The organism is Wenjunlia tyrosinilytica, assembly GCF_014646055.1.
Classification (GTDB): Bacteria; Actinomycetota; Actinomycetes; order Streptomycetales; family Streptomycetaceae; genus Wenjunlia; species Wenjunlia tyrosinilytica.
This window is the reverse complement of the sequence record NZ_BMMS01000002.1, coordinates 239268-255977: the sequence shown is the minus strand read 5'-3', so window position 1 is coordinate 255977 and position 16710 is coordinate 239268. Positions and strand designations below refer to the sequence as shown.

At 70.5% G+C, this 16710-nt stretch carries 15 protein-coding genes; 5 read left to right on the top strand and 10 right to left on the bottom strand.

The genetic code is table 11. The features are described from left to right. Positions 1-221: 221 nt before the first annotated feature. From IEY86_RS03350 to IEY86_RS03325, 6 genes are all read right to left on the bottom strand, one after another. The gene (locus tag IEY86_RS03350) at positions 222-1223 is read right to left on the bottom strand and encodes a zinc metalloprotease (protein WP_189129949.1); all 1002 of its coding nucleotides are present in this window, start codon (positions 1221-1223) and stop codon (positions 222-224) included. Positions 1224-1419: 196 nt separating this feature from the next. Continuing rightward, the gene (locus IEY86_RS03345) at positions 1420-1953 is read right to left on the bottom strand and encodes a VldE C-terminal domain-containing protein (RefSeq protein WP_189129948.1); all 534 of its coding nucleotides are present in this window, start codon (positions 1951-1953) and stop codon (positions 1420-1422) included. A gap of 69 nt (positions 1954-2022) precedes the next feature. Beyond that, entirely contained in the window at positions 2023-3696 is a 1674-nt protein-coding gene (locus IEY86_RS03340; RefSeq protein ID WP_189129947.1) for an alkaline phosphatase D family protein, read from the bottom strand. Between the two features lie 121 nt (positions 3697-3817). Continuing rightward, a complete protein-coding gene (locus IEY86_RS03335; protein WP_189129946.1) occupies positions 3818-4714 on the bottom strand; it encodes a DsbA family protein in 897 nt (298 codons plus the stop codon). A gap of 78 nt (positions 4715-4792) precedes the next feature. Beyond that, positions 4793-5458: a hypothetical protein gene (locus tag IEY86_RS03330; protein ID WP_189129945.1), complete on the bottom strand. Its 666-nt coding sequence runs from the start codon at positions 5456-5458 to the stop codon at positions 4793-4795. A 196-nt stretch (positions 5459-5654) separates the two neighbouring features. Next, a complete protein-coding gene (locus IEY86_RS03325; protein ID WP_189129944.1) occupies positions 5655-6989 on the bottom strand; it encodes a DUF2252 domain-containing protein in 1335 nt (444 codons plus the stop codon). A 153-nt stretch (positions 6990-7142) separates the two neighbouring features. Between IEY86_RS03325 and dnaE the strand changes: the two genes are divergently transcribed. After that, positions 7143-10703, top strand: coding sequence for a DNA polymerase III subunit alpha (gene dnaE, locus IEY86_RS03320; RefSeq protein WP_189129943.1), 3561 nt, complete (start codon positions 7143-7145; stop codon positions 10701-10703). 176 nt (positions 10704-10879) lie between these two features. Here the strand turns inward: dnaE and IEY86_RS03315 are convergent, their stop codons facing one another. After that, complete coding sequence (locus IEY86_RS03315) at positions 10880-11044, bottom strand: hypothetical protein (RefSeq protein ID WP_189129942.1); 165 nt, start codon at positions 11042-11044, stop codon at positions 10880-10882. Positions 11045-11237: 193 nt separating this feature from the next. Between IEY86_RS03315 and IEY86_RS03310 the strand changes: the two genes are divergently transcribed. The 4 genes from IEY86_RS03310 to IEY86_RS03295 all read left to right on the top strand — a co-directional run bounded on the left by IEY86_RS03310 (position 11238) and on the right by IEY86_RS03295 (position 15189). Further along, entirely contained in the window at positions 11238-12488 is a 1251-nt protein-coding gene (locus IEY86_RS03310; RefSeq protein ID WP_189130060.1) for an NYN domain-containing protein, read from the top strand. 121 nt (positions 12489-12609) lie between these two features. Then, complete coding sequence (locus IEY86_RS03305; RefSeq protein ID WP_189130059.1) at positions 12610-13611, top strand: ABC transporter ATP-binding protein; 1002 nt, start codon at positions 12610-12612, stop codon at positions 13609-13611. A gap of 16 nt (positions 13612-13627) precedes the next feature. Next, entirely contained in the window at positions 13628-14455 is an 828-nt protein-coding gene (locus IEY86_RS03300; protein ID WP_189129941.1) for an ABC transporter permease, read from the top strand. Positions 14456-14511: 56 nt separating this feature from the next. After that, on the top strand, positions 14512-15189 hold the full coding sequence (locus tag IEY86_RS03295; protein ID WP_229698117.1) for an ABC transporter permease: 678 nt from the start codon (positions 14512-14514) through the stop codon (positions 15187-15189). A 32-nt stretch (positions 15190-15221) separates the two neighbouring features. Here the strand turns inward: IEY86_RS03295 and IEY86_RS38605 are convergent, their stop codons facing one another. The 3 genes from IEY86_RS38605 to IEY86_RS03285 all read right to left on the bottom strand — a co-directional run bounded on the left by IEY86_RS38605 (position 15222) and on the right by IEY86_RS03285 (position 16696). Continuing rightward, positions 15222-15296 (bottom strand): hypothetical protein, encoded by a 75-nt coding sequence (locus IEY86_RS38605; RefSeq protein WP_506016874.1) that lies wholly within the window; start codon positions 15294-15296, stop codon positions 15222-15224. 99 nt (positions 15297-15395) lie between these two features. Continuing rightward, positions 15396-15848 (bottom strand): Cys-tRNA(Pro) deacylase, encoded by a 453-nt coding sequence (gene ybaK / locus IEY86_RS03290; protein WP_229698135.1) that lies wholly within the window; start codon positions 15846-15848, stop codon positions 15396-15398. Positions 15849-15973: 125 nt separating this feature from the next. Continuing rightward, a complete protein-coding gene (locus IEY86_RS03285) occupies positions 15974-16696 on the bottom strand; it encodes an LON peptidase substrate-binding domain-containing protein (protein WP_189129939.1) in 723 nt (240 codons plus the stop codon). Positions 16697-16710 lie beyond the last annotated feature (14 nt).

The window sequence follows — 16710 nt, the reverse complement described above, 5'->3', positions numbered from 1 at the left end:
CGTGCCGGACCCCCCGGACGGCCGTACTCCGGATGGCCCCAACGGGCGCGGAAGCGGGCGGTCAGGAGCGCCCGGACCGCCCGGACGGGTGATCGGCCGCGGAAGCGCAGCGGCGCCGGCTCCCCGAAGGGAACCGGCGCCGCCCCGTCTCACCGGACTCTCACCGGACTCTCATCAGGAGCCGTCCCATCGGAGGGTGCCCGGTGAGGACGTGCTCATGGCTAGTCGCGGTAGGCCTTGAAGAACTGGTCCATGCGCTTCACCTGGTACTTGGTGAACTGCGTCATGCACTTGTCGTACGAGTAGTCCATGAAGTTGTGGATCGGGTCCTTGCCCGCCTCGGGGCAGGTGTCGCGGCCCGTCGGGCAGCCCGACGCGGGGCTGGCCTCGCGCGGGGTGTCACGGACGTGGTCACCGATGCTGCAACCACCCTCGAAGGTGTGGAACAGACCCATCCAGTGGCCGACCTCGTGGGTGGCGGTGTCGCCCTCGTTGAAGTTCGTCGCACTGCCACCGGGCAGCGACTCGTCGAGGAGCACGACGCCGTCCATCTCCGGGTTGTCCTTGTACCAGTTCGGGAAGGTCGCCCAGCCGAGCAGGTCCTGGCCGAGGTTGGCCGAGTACAGGTTGAGCGTGCCGGCCTTGCCCTTGTGGAGCTTGGTCTTCATGGCACGCTCTTCGGGCGTGTCATCGGTGAGACCGTTGTACCAGGACGCGTTGTTCGTGTAGTCGACCGCCTTGAGCACGAACTTGTAGCGGGTCTTGTAGTTGTTCGTGCCCTTGCCGCCGAAGGCGTCGTTGAGGACCGATATCTGCTTGGTGACCTTGGCCTTGCTGAGCTTGCCCTTGGACCCGTCGTGGACGACGTGGAAGTAGACCGGGATGGTCTCCGTGGTGCCGAGGGCGGCACCGGTTCCGCGAGCGCTGGAGCGGGCGAGCTGCTTCTGCAGGTCCGCCTCGATCGCCTTGCTCTGCTTGGCGGTGACGGTGTTCGGGTCACCCTTGGGGTCGGTGCCGGTCTTCATACGGGCGTTGGCCTGCGCGTGGCTGTCCTTGGTCGGGCACAGGTGGGAGCCCTTGCTGGCGGCCTTGGCCTCGGTCGCCGTAGGGGCGCCACCGAACTGGCCGCCGACGAGCGGGGCCAGAGCCAGGGAACCGGCCACGAACGCCACCGACAGGTAGCGGTTGCGGGACCGGTGGTTCAGTACGGCAGAGCGTCGCATCAACTCTCCTTGCTTGCAAAGGCGTGGGGCTGCTCCCCGCGCCTCGGGGAGGCTACCGTGTTGCCGATGTTTTTTGATCGGATTTACTCAACTGATGTAGTGCTTCTGATCAAATGTGACTGAATCGGACGACTTGGCGATCAAGTTCCGATTCATATCGTGCTCCTGCAGCGTCAGTAGACCGATCAGTAGACGATCAGTAGACCGAGATGTGCACATGGTCGAAGTGGTTCTGAGTGATCGAACCCCGGTCCTCCATCGGCTTGTTGCCGCGCTGCGGCCAGCGGCTCGACCAGATCCGCTGCTCGTAAATCACGTACCAGATCCCGTACTTGTCCGCGTTGTCCCGTGCCCAGGCGGCTATCCGCCTGCCGAGGCGGCCCGAACTGCCCGTGGCCCGCTCGCCCGCCGGACCGAGCATGAAGTCGCAGGCGCGCCCGAGCGGGTGCTCGCCTCCGCCTTCGATCCCCCCGTCCTCGCGAAAGCATCCGGATCCGGCGGGAAGCTCGAACTTCTCGGTGACCGCGGCCCGGACCGCGCGCATCCTCGCCGTGAGGTGATCGTGCCCCGTGGGTTTCTGCGGTTCCCACCGCGACGAACGCATGCGGGCGCGCATCGCGTCCCACGCCCCGCTGTGCACGAGCAGGCCGAAGGACAGCGCCAGGCACACCGCGGCGGCGGCGATCCGTACGGACCCCCGCCGCTCCTGGCGTGGCTTCTGCGCCCCCACACCGGGGTAGAAGCTGAAATCCCCGATTCGGTTGCAGTTTCTCGGATGTTTGTTTGTTCCGTGTAAGTGTCAGCGAACGGGGGAGTCGGCCCGCTCCACCCGCTGGCTGCCCGACGCCGTGCGGTACGAGCGCGCCCACTTGGCCGTGGCGTCCCGCTTGGTGCGGTCGGAGACCACGTAGTAGTCCATCTGCGTACGGTCCGGGGTCACATCGAGGACGCCGAAGCCGTGCGAGTCCAGGTCGATCCACTTCACATGCGGGTTGGCGGCCTTGATCGCGGCCACACCCGCCAGGGAGACCGTCTGCGGCGGCACCTTGAGAATGTCGTCGACGTTGTCCGACGTCACCGAGGTGACGGTGAACTCCGTGGCGACCGAGCCCGAGGCCGGGTACGTGGCGGCCTCGTTGGGCACGTCGCTCGCCCATGCCGAGTGGATGTCGCCGGTGAGGAACACGGTGTTGCGGATGCCGTGCTGCTTGAGATGCCCCAGCAGCTCACGGCGGTCGGCGGTGTAGCCGTCCCACTGGTCGGTGTTGATCGCCAGTCCCTCTTGGGGCAGCCCGAGCAGCTTCGCCAGCGGGCGCAGCAGGAACGCCGGCAGGGAGAGGAAGGCGACGGGGGAGATCATCACCGAGTTGCCGACCAGGCGCCAGGTGGCGTCGGAGCGGGTCAGCGAGGACTTCAGCCACTGCATCTGGGCGTCGCCGGTGATGGTGCGGTCCGGGTCGTCCACGCCGCCGCTGGGGCCCCAGCCGCCCTGCGCCGAGCGGAACGAGCGCAGGTCGAGCAGGGAGATGTCGGCGAGCTTGCCGTAGCGCAGCTGCCGGTAGGTGGTGCCCGCTGTGGACGGACGCACCGGCATCCACTCGAAGTACGCCTGCTTGGCCGCGGCGACGCGGGCCTTCCAGTCGCCCTCGGTGTCGGGCTGGTGGTTGTTGGCGCCCACGGAGGTGGCGTTGTCGGCGAACTCGTGGTCGTCCCAGATGGCGATGGCCGGCAGGGACGCGTGCAGGGCCTGGAGGTCCTGGTCGGTCTTGTAGGTGCCGTGCCGCAGGCGGTAGTCGGCGAGGGAGATGATCTCGTGGGCGGGCTGGTGCGGTCTCACCACGGTGTCGCGGGCGGCGAATTCACCCGACTTGTACTCGTATATGTAGTCGCCGAGGAAGAGCACCGCGTCCAGGTCGCCGCGCTCGTTGAGGTGCCGGTACGGGGAGAAGTAGCCCGCCTCCCAGTTGGCGCAGGAGACGGTGCCCAGACGGAGCCGGTCGACGGAGGCGTCCCGGGCGGGGGTGGTCCGGGTGCGTCCCACCGCGGACCGGGCGCCCGAGGCGGTGAAGCGGTACCAGTACTCGGTGCCGGGGGTGAGGCCGCGCACGTCCGCCTTGACGGTGTGGTCCACGTCGGGGCCGGTGGTCACCGTCCCGTGCGCGACCACGTGCGTGAACTCCTTGTCGGTGGCGACGGTCCACTCGACATCCGTGCTCGGCCCCTTGCCCGAGCCCGGAGTCGCGTCGGGGGTCGGCGTCACACGGGTCCACAGCAGGATGCCGTCGGGCAGCGGATCGCCGGAGGCGACGCCATGGAGGAAGACGGAGGCCTCGGCGGCCGAGGCGAGGGCGGTGACCCCCAGCGGGATCAGCGCGGCCCCCGCGGTCCCCGCGGCCACGGCCTTGACGACCGTGCGGCGGGCGGGCGACTTCGCGGGGGAAACGGGTGAGTCGGTGGCAGAGGTGTCGGTCACGGCGACACAGGTTACGTGCGAGTAGCGTGTCCGGGGAGGGGGTGGACAAGAGTTCTTTTGCCGGTCGTCCGGCGTTCCCCGACGGCGGCCCGGGGCTGCCCGGGCCGCCGTTGACGCACTGTTACTTGCCGCCGAGCTCCTTGTCCACCAGGGCGGTGAACTGCTGGGGCGTGACCGACTGCGCCCGCTCGTTGAGGACGGGGAGCTTCCTGCCGTTGAGCAGGACCGTGGGGGTGCCCTTCACCCCGCCGGCGTCGAAGGCCCGGCCGACCTTGTTCACCCACGGCATGTAGGTGAGGTCCTTGACCGCCTTGTCGAACGCCGGATTCCGCAGTCCGTCCACCTTGCCCGCCAGATCCAGCAGATGGCCGGTGGAGGCGTAGGCGTCGTCGTGCTCGTCGGGGTGGTTGGCGTAGAGGACCTTGTGCAGGGCCAGGAAGGGGCCGCTGCCCTGGTCGGCCGCGGCGCCGAGGGCGTTGAGCGCCCGCTTGGAGCCCTGGCCGCCGAGGGCGTCGTCGAGGAAGGTGGCGAAGCGGTACTCGACCTTGAACCGGCCCTGGTCGGCGAGCTTCTTCACCGTGTCGCCGTTGGCCTGCTCGAAGAGGGCGCAGTACGGGCAGCGCGGGTCCTCGTAGATCGTGAGGGTGTTCTTGGCCTTCTTGTCGCCGTAGGTGATGACCGTGCCGTCCTCGGCGGAGGCGGCCGCGGCGGCGGGGACCGTCAGCGGAAGCTTGGCCGCCGCCGAGTCCTTGGCGCCGCTGCCCCCGCCGCTGTCGGCGAGGGCGACGCCGATGCCGGTGGCGAGGGCCAGCACGGCGACGACCGCGCCGGCGACGGTGAACTGGCGGCGGACGCGGCCCCGCTTGGCCTCGCGCTCCCGCTCGGCCCGCAGACGGTCGCGGGCGGACTGGCCGGTGGTGCTGCCCTTCTCGTTCCTGCGGGTGTTCTCGGCGGTGTTCTCGCCGGTGTTCTCGGCGGTGTTCTTGGCGGTGTTCTTGCCGGTGGCTTTGGTGCCCATGACGGATCGCATCCCGTGGTCGCGGTGGTGTACTCCTGGCGCGTGTGGCCCGGACCGCGTCGTCGAAGGGAACGCCGGTCAGCGGGCCGGGGCCGCCATGGGCGGACCGCGCCGCCCGATACACAGCCGCACCGCCGCTTCGACGGGCGAGGGACCGTCGGCCCGGTGGGGGTGCACGGGAGAGGGGCGCTCGGCGGGAGCGAGCACCGCGAGTACGAGCCGCAGCGGCGCGGTGGCGTACGCGGCCAGGGTGCGCAGCAGCCCGAAGGCCGCCCGCTCGCCCTGGCGCAGCCACCACGCGGCCATGAGCCCGACCAGGACATGCGCGGCGAGCAGGAGCCACGGCGAGACGAAGCCGCTCGGCAGCTCGACCGCGCCGCGCCCCACGCCGGGGGCGGCGCCCGCCGCGTCACCGCTGCTGCACAGCAGCACCCCGGCCATCGAGCGGAAGGAGCCTGCCACCGGGCCGCCGGAGGCGCCGTAGCAGGTGTCCTGGCCCTTGGTGAACAGGAAGTCGACGGCCAGCTCGAACGGGATCAGCACCGCCGCTATCTGCCACAGGCCCCGCTCGCGGCCGGCCAGCCCGAACGCGGCCGCGAAAACGCCCGCCCCCGCCAGGCCGAGCGTGGCCAGAGGCAGGGGCGAGCGGGAGAGCCAGATGTGGGAGGTCGCGGACAACGTCACGCACAGCGCCGTGAAGAGCGCTGCGCGTGCCAGCCTGAGCTGCGTGGTCGTCCCGTCCATGTCGACGGCAAGTCTGGCAGGCGGCGCATACGCACCGCCTAAAGACCGAGCGCCCCAACGCGCGGCGCCTGAAGACCGAGCGCCTGAAGACCGAGCGCCCCATCGCGCGGCGCCTGAAGACCGAGCGCCTGAAGACCGAGCGCCCCAACGCGCGGCGCCTGAAGGCGCAGGGCCGCAAGGCGCACGGCCCCCTGGCTCACAGCCCGGGGATGCGCCCGTTGCGGAACAGGTCCACGAACGTCTGGTGGTCCGCCCGGGCCCGGGCCCCGTACGAGTGGGCGAAGTCCACCAGGACCTCGGCGAATCCCTCTCCGTCGGCGCCGATCACCTGGTCGATCGCGTCCTCGGTGGAGAACGGCACCAGCGAGTGCCCGCTCTCGTCGTCGGCGGCCGCGTGCATCGTCGCCGTCGCCCGGCCGAGGTCCCGCACCACCGCGCGGATCTCGTCCTGGTCGTCGATGTCCGACCAGTCCAGGTCCACCGCGTACGGGGAGACCTCGGCGACGAGCTGCCCGGCACCGTCGAGCTCCGTCCAGCCCAGCCATGGGTCGGAGTGCGCCTGGAGGGCCCGCTGGGAGATCACCGTGCGATGGCCCTCGTGCCGGAAGTAGCCGCGGACCGCCGGGTCGGTGATGTGGTGGCTGACCGCGGGGGTCTGCCCCTGCTTCATATAGATCACGACGTCGTTCTCGAGGGCGTCGGTGTTGCCCTCGAGGAGGAGGTTGTACGAGGGCAGGCCCGCGCTTCCGATGCCGATGCCGCGGCGGCCCACCACGTCCTTGACCCGGTAGCTCTCCGGCTTGTTCCTGCTGTCCTCGGGCAGTGTCGCGACATACGCCTCGAAGGCGTCGAGCACCTTGGCGCGCGTGGCCGGGTCGAGCTCGATGGCCCCGCCGCCGGAGGAGAAGCGCCGTTCCCAGTCGCGGACGTCGGTCATCGTGTCGAGCAGCCCGAACCGCGTCTGGCTGCGCGCGTGGCGCAGCGCGTCCAGCAGCGGTCCCTGGGCGGTGTCCAGCGTCAACGGGGTGGCCGAGCCGGTGTCGTCGCCCGCGAGCTCACGGACACGGGCGCGGTAGGCACCGGCGTAGGCCCGCACCAGATCGGAGATCGTCTCGTCGGCCAGGGCCTTGGAGTAGCCGATCAGCGCGACGGAGGCGGCGAAGCGCTGGAGGTCCCACAGGTAGGGGCCGACGTAGGCCTCGTCGAAGTCGTTGACATTGAAGACCAGGCGGCCGTTGGAGGCCATGTAGGTGCCGAAGTTCTCCGCGTGCAGGTCGCCGTGGATCCACACCCGGCTGGTCCGCTCGTCCAGGAAGCGCTCACCGGCCGCGAAGCCGTGAGTGGCGCCCTCCTGCGCGTCCGCGTAGAAGAGGCAGGCCGTGCCGCGGTAGAACGCGAACGCCGAACCGGCCATCTTCCGGAACTTCACCCGGAACGCCGCGGGGTCGCGGGCCAGCAGCTCACCGAACGCGCCCTCGAAGACCTCCAGTATGGTCTTACCGCGCTTGCCGTCCCCGGTCGTCGTCGACATCTGGGGGTGCCTCCTCGAATCCCTGTCCCGGTGTGCTTCCCCGGGTGTGCCGGTCCCGGGTCCGGGTGTCGTCCCCGGTACCCCGGCAGGATGTCAGACCGGTGTGCAAGGCTTGTCGCCGAACCCACCCGACCGATCCGGAAGGCCTGCTCGGTGACCAAGCCGTTCGCGCACCTGCATGTCCACACCGAATACTCGCTGCTCGACGGGGCGGCCCGGCTGAAGGACATGTTCAAGGAGGCCAATCGGCTCGGGATGACGCATGTCGCCATGACCGACCACGGCAATATGCACGGGGCCCACGACTTCTACACCCAGGCCACCGGCGCCGGGATCACCCCGGTGATCGGCATCGAGGCGTACATCGCCCCGGAGTCCAGGGCCAACAAGAAGCGGATCACCTGGGGCACCCCCGGCCAGAAGCGCGACGACGTCTCCGCCTCCGGTGCCTATCTGCACAAGACGATCTGGGCGCGGAACAAGACGGGCCTGCACAACCTGTTCAAGCTCACCTCCCGCTCCTACGCGGAGGGCTGGCTGGTCAAGTGGCCCCGTATGGACAAGGAGATCATCGCCGAGCACGCCGAGGGGCTGATGGCCTCCACCGGCTGCCCCTCCGGCGAGGTGCAGACCCGGCTGCGCCTGGGCCAGTTCGACGAGGCGCTCAAGGCGGCCGCGTACTACCAGGAGATCTTCGGCAAGGAGAACTACTTCCTGGAGCTGATGGACCACGGCATCGAGATCGAGAAGCGGGTCAGGGACGGCCTCCTCGAGGTCGGCAAGAAGCTGGGCATCCCCCCGGTCGTCACCAACGACAGCCACTACACCTACGCGGAGGAGGCCGTCTCGCACGACGCCCTGCTGTGCGTGCAGACCGGCAAGACGCTGACCGACCCCGACCGCTTCCGCTTCGACGGCACCGGCTACTACCTGAAGTCGGCCGACGAGATGTACGCCATCGACAGCTCCGACGCCTGGCAGGAGGGGTGCCGCAACAGCCAGTTGCTGATCGCCCAGCGTGTCGACGCCACCGGCATGTTCGAGTTCAAGAACCTCATGCCGCGCTTCCCCGTCCCGGAGGGGTACGACTCCGAGGACGAGTTCTTCCGCGCCGAGGTGTGGCGCGGGATGGACCTGCGCTTCCCCAACGGGTACGACGAGGAGCACCGCCGGCAGGCGGAGTACGAGATGAACACCATCTGCCAGATGGGGTTCCCCGGCTACTTCCTCGTCGTCGCCGACTTCATCCAGTGGGCGAAGAACAACGGGGTGGCGGTCGGCCCCGGCCGAGGCTCCGCGGCGGGCTCCCTGGTCGCCTACGCCATGCGCATCACCGACCTCGACCCCCTCGAGCACGGCCTGATCTTCGAGCGGTTCCTCAACCCCGAGCGCGTGTCCATGCCCGATGTCGACATCGACTTCGACGAGCGTGGGCGCGGTGACGTGATCCGGTACGTCACGGAGAAGTACGGCTCCGACAAGGTCGCCATGATCGCCACCTACGGGCGGATCAAGGCCAAGAACGCGATCAAGGACGCGGGCCGCGTCCTGGGCTATCCGTACGCCATGGGCGACCGCCTCACCAAGGCGATGCCGCCGGACGTCCTGGGCAAGGGCATCCCCCTGTCCGGCATCACCGACTCCTCGCACCCGCGCTACGGCGAGGCGGGCGAGATCCGCGGGATGTACGAGAACGAGCCGGACGTGAAGAAGGTCGTCGACACCGCCAGGGGCCTGGAGGGCCTGGTGCGGCAGATGGGTGTCCACGCCGCCGGTGTGATCATGTCGTCGGAGACCCTCACCGACCACATCCCGGTCTGGGTCAGGCACTCCGACGGGGTGACCATCACGCAGTGGGACTACCCCACCTGCGAGTCGCTGGGCCTGCTGAAGATGGACTTCCTGGGCCTGCGCAACCTCACGATCATGGACGACGCCGTCAAGGCGATCAAGAAGAACAAGGGCATCGACCTCGTCCTGCTCGACCTGCCGCTGGACGACGCCAAGACGTACGAACTGCTCGGACGCGGTGACACCCTCGGTGTCTTCCAGTTCGACGGCGGGCCCATGCGCGCCCTGCTGCGCATGATGAAGCCCGACAACTTCGAGGACATCTCCGCGGTCTCGGCCCTCTACCGGCCGGGCCCGATGGGAATGAACTCCCACATCAACTACGCCCTGCGCAAGAACAAACAGCAGGAGATCATCCCGATCCACCCGGAGCTCGAGGAGCCGCTGCGGGAGGTCCTCGATGTCACCCACGGCCTCATCGTGTACCAGGAGCAGGTGCAAAAGGCCGCCCAGGTGCTCGCCGGGTACTCCCTCGGCCAGGCGGACCTGCTGCGCCGCGCGATGGGCAAGAAGAAACAGGAGGTCCTGGACAAGGAGTTCGTCCCCTTCCAGAAGGGCTGCCGCGAGCGCGGCTACTCCGACGAGGCCATCCAGGCCGTGTGGGACGTGCTGGTGCCGTTCGCGGGCTACGCGTTCAACAAGGCGCACTCCTCCGCGTACGGCCTGGTCTCCTACTGGACCGCCTACCTCAAGGCCAACTACCCGGCCGAGTACATGTCCGCGCTCCTGACCTCCGTGCGCGACGACAAGGACAAGTCGGCGATCTACCTCAACGAGTGCCGGCGCATGGGCATCAAGGTCCTGCCGCCGGACGTCAATGAGTCCGATGCCGACTTCACCCCGAGGGGTGATGACCAGGTCCGCTTCGGGCTCACCGCGGTGCGGAACGTCGGGGCGAACGTCGTCGAGTCCATCGTGCGCTGCCGCAAGTCCAAGGGCCGCTACACCTCGTTCCCGGACTTCCTGGACAAGGTCGAGTCGGTGGTCTGCAACAAGCGGACCGTCGAGTCGCTGATCAAGGCCGGGGCGTTCGACGAGATGGGCCACACCCGCAAGGGGCTCGTGGAGAAGTACGAGCCCATGATCGACAACGTGGTGGGGGTCAAGCGCAAGGAGGCCGAGGGCCAGTTCGACCTCTTCGGCGGCCTCGGCGACGACGACGCGGCGGACGACGCGCCCGGCTTCGGCCTCGACGTGGAATTCTCCGACGTCGAATGGGAGAAGACCTACCTGCTCGCCAACGAGCGGGAGATGCTCGGCCTCTATGTCTCCGACCACCCGCTGTTCGGCATCGAGCACGTGCTCAATGAGAAGTCCGACTGCGCCATCGCGGCGCTGACCGGCGACGAGCGCTCCGACGGGGCCATCGTCACCATCGGCGGCATCATCTCGGGCCTGCAGCGGAAGATGACCAAGCAGGGCAACGCCTGGGCCATCGCCACGGTGGAGGATCTCGCGGGTTCGATCGACTGCATGTTCTTCCCCGCCACCTACCAACTGGTCTCCACGCAACTCGTCGAGGACGCCGTCGTCTTCGTCAAGGGCCGCCTGGACAAGCGCGAGGACGTCCCCCGGCTGGTCGCCATGGAGCTCACGGTGCCCGACCTGTCCGACGCCGCCCACAACGCGCCGGTGGCGATCTCGATCCCCATGGTCAGGGTCAACCCCGCACTGGTCGCCAAGCTCGGCGAAGTCCTCACCCACCACAGGGGCAACACCGAGGTGCGGCTGCGCGCGGAGGGTGTGCACAAGACGACCGTCTACCGGCTGCGTCACCGGGTCACCCCCGATCCGGCGCTGTTCGGCGATCTCAAGGCGCTGCTGGGGCCCGCCTGCTTGATGGGTCCGGCCAAGGCGGAGTAGGGGTAGCCGTCCGGCGCGCCGGGGGAGGGCCCCGGGGAATGGCGCCGGGGGAGCGTCGCCGGGGCACGGCCGCACTGCGCGGGCGCGGGACGCTCGAGCGGCACCGGGTCGCCGGGGGAAGCGCGAGGGGCACTGCTGGTCTCCCAGCAGTGCCCTTTGACCGTTCGCGAGAGACCCTAGTTGTGTCCGAACTTCTTCCCCTTGCGCCCCTGGGCTGGTCGGGAGAAGGTCTCGGAAGGCTGTTCCTGGGTCTCCATCGCGGCGTTCCCGCCCTGCTCCGGGGCTTCCGGGGTCGCGCTCTTGGAGCGTCCGTTGCGGGCCTGGGCCTTGTTCTTGGCCATGATCATTCCTCCAAGGAGAACGTTGATGACGGGCCGCGACCAGGCTTACACGGAACGACAGACTGCGCATTTCGGGCAGAATGGTTTGTGGGCCAATTCGCCACGCCGATGATCGAGTTCGGTCCAATAACCCTCGCGTAGTCGGGCAGACTCAAGGAAATCCGTGCCGGGGGCCGACCGGAAGAGGTGGAACGTGGACCGCTGCGTCGTCCTGGTGGACGCCGGTTATCTGTTGGGCGCCGCCGCCAGCCTCCTGGCCGGGGAACCCGCCCGATCCAGCATCACCGTCGACCACACCGCATTGATCCAGGGCCTGCGCGAGCGCGCGGAGGCCGAGACGGGGCAGCCGCTGCTGCGCATCTACTGGTTCGACGGTGCCCCCGACCGCGTGCCCCAGCCCGAGCACCGAAGGCTGCGGGTGATGCCCCGGGTGACGGTGCGGCTCGGCGCGCTGACCAGGACCGACGGGCGGTGGGCGCAGAAGGGCGTGGACGCGGCCATGCACGCCGAACTGTCCGAACTCGCCCGCAACCGCGCGTGCTCGGACGTCGTGCTGGTCACCGGGGACGGTGATCTGCTGCCCGGCATGATGGCGGCCAAGGAGCACGGGGTGGCGGTCCATCTGTGGGCGGTCCAGGCCGCCGACGGGGACTACAACCAGTCCGAGGACCTTGTCGCCGAGGCCGACGAGCGACGCGTGCTCGATCGCGAGTGGATCACCCTGGCGGTCAAGGCGCGCGAGGTCGCGGCCGTGTGCGCCCCGATCACCCCGCGCCCGGAGATCGCCGCCATCCTCTCCGCGCCGCTGCCGGAGTCCGCGCCGCCGTCCAAGCAGGTCGAGGAGCGGCCCGCGTCCGGGCAGAACGGGGAGAGCCCCGCCGCCACCGAGGAGCACCCCTCGTCCAAGGGCGTGCCCACGCCGAAGGATCTCGCGGGACTCGGCCGCCACTCCGCCGCCGGACACCCGCCGCACCCCGGACACCCCGGACACCCGGGACAACCAGGGCAACCCGGCCAGCCGCATGCCGCGGTGCTGCGCTGGTCCTCGGACCGGGGCTGGGTCGAACGGGGAGCTCCCGGGCCCGACGCCCCGCACGAGAACCTGCCGACCCTCGCCCAGCTCACCACCGCCGAGCAGCGCTGGGCGGACCGCGAGGAGGACATCACCACGGTCGGCGGCGACCCGTTCGAGGTGGGCCAGGTCTTCGCCCGCCGCTGGATCGCCCGGCTCACCGATCCCGCGCATCTGAACGCGCTGTCGGCCGAGTACCCGCGCATCCCGCACCGGGTGGACGGGGAGCTGCTGCGCTACGCGGCGAGGTTCGGCCTGCTCGCCCACAAGGACGACCAGATCGACGAGCACGACCGGTACGCCATTCGGGCGGGCTTCTGGCGCGAGGTGGATGCCAGGACCGCAGCCGAGCGTCCCGCGCCGACGGAGTGAGGGACCGCCGCGGGCGAGGCCGGGGCCGGGCCGCGGGTGAGAGGTCGGCAAGGGGGCCCGTGGCGCGCGTGACGCGGCGCGCAGCGTACTCTCGTTGGTCGTGAGTACGCGTACAGGACCGATGACGGCCGAGGCCGCCGCGCAGGCCCGCGAGGCCGTGTGCACCGTACGCGACCTGGTCAGGACATACCCCGGCGGGCGCGGCCGCTCAGCCCCCGCCGCGGCCGTGCGCGCCAACGACGGCATCACCTTCGACGTGCGCCGCGGCGAGGTCTTCGGGATCCTCGGGCCCAACGGCGCCGGAAAGTCGACCCTCGTGCGCCAGCTCACCGGCCTGCTCAGGCCCGACTCGGGGACGGTGGACGTCCTCGGCCACGACCTGGTGCGCCACCCCGACCGCGCCTCGCGCCTGATCGGCTACCTCGGGCAGGACTCCAGCGCCCTGGACGACCTCACCGTGGCGCTGGCCGCCGAGACCACCGGCCGGCTGCGGGGACTCGACGTGCGCACCGCCAGGGCCCGGCGGGACGAGGTCCTGGCCGAACTCGGCCTGGAGGAGCTGGCCTCGCGCCCCATCCGGCGCCTGTCCGGTGGCCAGCGGCGGCTGGCGTGCTTCGCCGCCGTGCTCGTCGGCGAGCGGCCCGTCCTGGTGCTCGACGAGCCCACCACGGGAATGGACCCGGTGGCCCGGCGGGCGGTGTGGGCGGCCGTGGACCGGCGCAGGGCCGAGCGCGGCACCACGGTCCTGCTGGTGACCCACAATGTGATCGAGGCCGAGACCGTGCTCGACCGGGTGGCGGTCATCGACCGGGGCCGCGTCATCGCGTGCGACACCCCGGCCGGGCTCAAGGCGCTCGTGGCGGGCGAGGTCAGGCTCGACCTGGTGTGGCGGGAGGACCCGCCGCTGAGCGTCCCGGAGATCGCCGCGCTGGAGGGCCGGGCCCAGTGCTCCGGCCGCCGCTGGAGCCTGCGGATGCCGCACGATCAGGCGCGGGCGGTGGTGGCCACCGTGACCGGCGGCCCCGCGTTCGCCGCGCTGGACGACTTCACCCTGGCCACGCCGAGCCTGGAGGACGTGTACCTGATGCTGGGCGGCAGGGGAGAGGGCCTGGTGAAGCAGTGAACGAGGGGAATCCGTGGTGAGCACCGTTCCGGCCGAGGCCCTGGTCCCGGTCCTGCGCCAAGAGCCGGTGGCGGCGGCCGAGGCCGCCCCGCTGGCCCCGCGGGCCCGTCTGCTGCCCTCGCTGGCCGCCGTCTACCGTGCCCAGCTGTCCAGGGCGCGGGTGGCCAGGATGCCGCTGCTGTTCGTGGCCACCTTCCAGTCCGTGGGCATCATGATCATGATGCGCGGGGTGGTGGACGGCGGTGACGGCGAGGCGGCGCGGGCCGTCGTGGCGGGCTCGAGCGTTCTCGTCGTGGCCTTCGTCGCGCTGAACCTGCTGGCGCAGTACTTCGGCTCACTGCGTGCCTCCGGCGGCCTCGACACCTATGCCACCCTCCCGGTGCCCCCGGCGTCGGTGGTGCTGGGCGCGGCGGCCGCGTATGCCTCCTTCACGGTCCCGGGGGCGGTGGTGACGGCGGTGGCGGGCTCGGCGCTGTTCGGTCTGCCCCTGGCGCACCTGTGGGTGCTGGCGGCGGTCATACCCCTGGCCGGTGCCGCGCTGGCGGGTCTGGGGGCCGCGCTGGGGCTTCTCGCCCCCCGCCAGGAGCTGGCGACCCTCTTCGGTCAGATGGGGATGTCCGCGGCGCTCCTGCTGGGCGTGCTGCCGGCCTCCAACCTCCCCGCCCCGATCCAGTGGCTGCGGGATCTGCTGCCCTCCACCTACGGTGTGGAGGCCTTCGCCCGCTCCTTCGACGCCTCACCCGACTGGGTGGCGGTCCTCGCGGACCTCTCGGTGTGCGCGGGCGTGGGCGTCGCATCGCTGGCCGTCGCCACGTGGGCGTACCGACGGGCAGCGACGAGGTAGTCACTCACGAGGGAACCCAGGCAACGCCGTTCGAATCATCGTGGGACCATGGCCGGGTGACCGCACCGAAGACTCCCCCCGGACCGCATCCGTACGCCGCTCCAGCCGAGGAGGGTGAGCCTTTGCCGGGTTCGAGCGGCATCGGTCCGCGCCACAGCACGCAGGACCTGGCCAAGGACGCGCGTGCGGGCGCGATCGTGGCCCTCGCGGTCGCCGTCTCCGGAGTGCTGCTCGGACTGGCGTGGCTGTGGCTGGCGCCCCGGATACCGATGATCTCGGACGGCAAGGCGGTGTACCTCAAGGACAGCGAGGGCGAGCAGGCCATCGGGATCGACGGCTGGTTCACCCTGCTGGGGGCGGCCTTCGGCCTGCTGAGCGCACTGGTGGTCTTCCTGCTGCGCCGCACCGGCGGTATCGCGGTGGTGATCGGGCTGGCCGTGGGCGCGGTGCTGGCCTCGGTGGTCGGCTGGCGCCTCGGGATGGCGCTCGGGCCGACGTCGGACATCGTCGCCCACGCCAAAGAGGTCGGCTCGGGCAAGGTCTTCGACGGCCCGCTGAAACTCCAGGCCAAGGGCGCCCTGCTGGCCTGGCCCGCCCTGGCGATGGCCGGCCATCTGATCCTCACCGCCGCCTTCGGCCCCCGCGACCCGTCCCCGCCCCTGCCCGACTGGCCCGGCTGGGGCTCCCCCGAGAGCGCCGATCCACCGCCCGCCCCCGGCAAGGACCAGAGCTGACGTTCCGGCGCCGCGGGGGCGGGCCCGTTCGGTCAGGCGGGGAGTCGGCCGTGGTTGGCTTTGCGTCTGCGGCGCGCTTTGCGTTTGCGGCTTCGCTTCGATGGCATGTCGCGTCCTCTCCGCAGCGTCGGAGTGTGTTTGTCGGATAGTCGCCGCACTGGACTGTCCACACAACCCCTCGCGCACGGACGATCACTCTCGGGTGATCAGGGCTTCCCGATCGCGGCCGTGGCGGCGCAGGTGAGGCGGACGAGGTCGGCCGGGACGAGTTCGACCTCCAGCCCGCGTCTGCCCGCCGAGACGAAGACCGTCTCGTGGGCCAGCGCCGTCGCGTCCACCACCGTCGGCAGGCGCTTGCGCATCCCCAGCGGGGAGATGCCGCCGCGCACGTAGCCCGTTGTGCGCTCGGCCGCAGCCGGGTCCGCCATGGCCGCCTTCTTGCCCCCGGCCGCGACCGCCAGGGCCTTGAGGTCCAGCGCCCCGGTCACCGGCACCACGGCCACGGTCAGCGCCCCGTCCACATCGGCGACCAGCGTCTTGAAGATGCGCCCGGGGTCCGTGCCCATCGCCGCGGCCGCCTCCTCCCCGTAACCGGCCACCGAGGGGTCGTGCTCGTAGGAGTGCACGGTGAACGCCACCCCGGCCGAGGTCAGCGCCACGGTCGCCGGCGTCCCCCCGCCGCCCCTGCCCTTCCTGTCCGCGCCTTTCCTGTCCGCGCCCTTCTTGTCGGCGCCCTTCTTGTCGGCGCCCTTCCTGTCGACTGCCTTCCTGCCCACGACCCCTCCTAGTTCGGGCTGGGCGCCTTGCGCGTCAGCTCCACCGCGGGCAGCGACGGCAGCTCGCGCAGCACCGCGATCTCCCGCCGCAGCAGCTCCAGCTCGGCGGACAGCCGGGCCGCCGTGTCCGGGGCCTCCAGCAGCCGCTGTTTGACCGCGGTGTCCGCGACGGTCGCCGCGGCGACCAGGTACGACAGCACGGACGGATCGTCCGGCAGCTCCTGCAGGGCCGTCAACGTACTCTCGCGGGCCCCCGCCAGCCTCTGCTGGTACGTCCGGAACGCCCGCGCGACCCCCGCCGCCAGCGCACCCGCCCCGTCGCCCCGCTGCTCCGGCAGCTCCTCCACCTCGGCGGTCAGATACGGCCCCGTCGCGTCGATCGCCAGCACACGGAAACGGGTCGTGCCCGAGGAGATCAGCTCCGAGCTGCCGTCGCCCAGCGTCTGGACCGAGGCGATCTCGGCAACGCACCCCACGGGGTACAGCGACCTCGTCAGGTCCTTGCCGAACCCCGCGGCGGCGCCCGCCGCCTCATTGCCCGAGGACGCCACGGGAGCGGCCTCGCTGCCGTCCCTGATCGCCACCACCCCGAACCGCCGGGGAACGTCCTCGGGCTGCGCCTCGAGGTCCGCCACGAGTCGGCGGTAGCGGTCCTCGAAGACGTTCAGGGGAAGGACGAGCCCCGGGTAGAGAACCGAATTGAGGGGGAAGAGAGGAAGCGACACGGTCACAGAGAGCAAGGGTA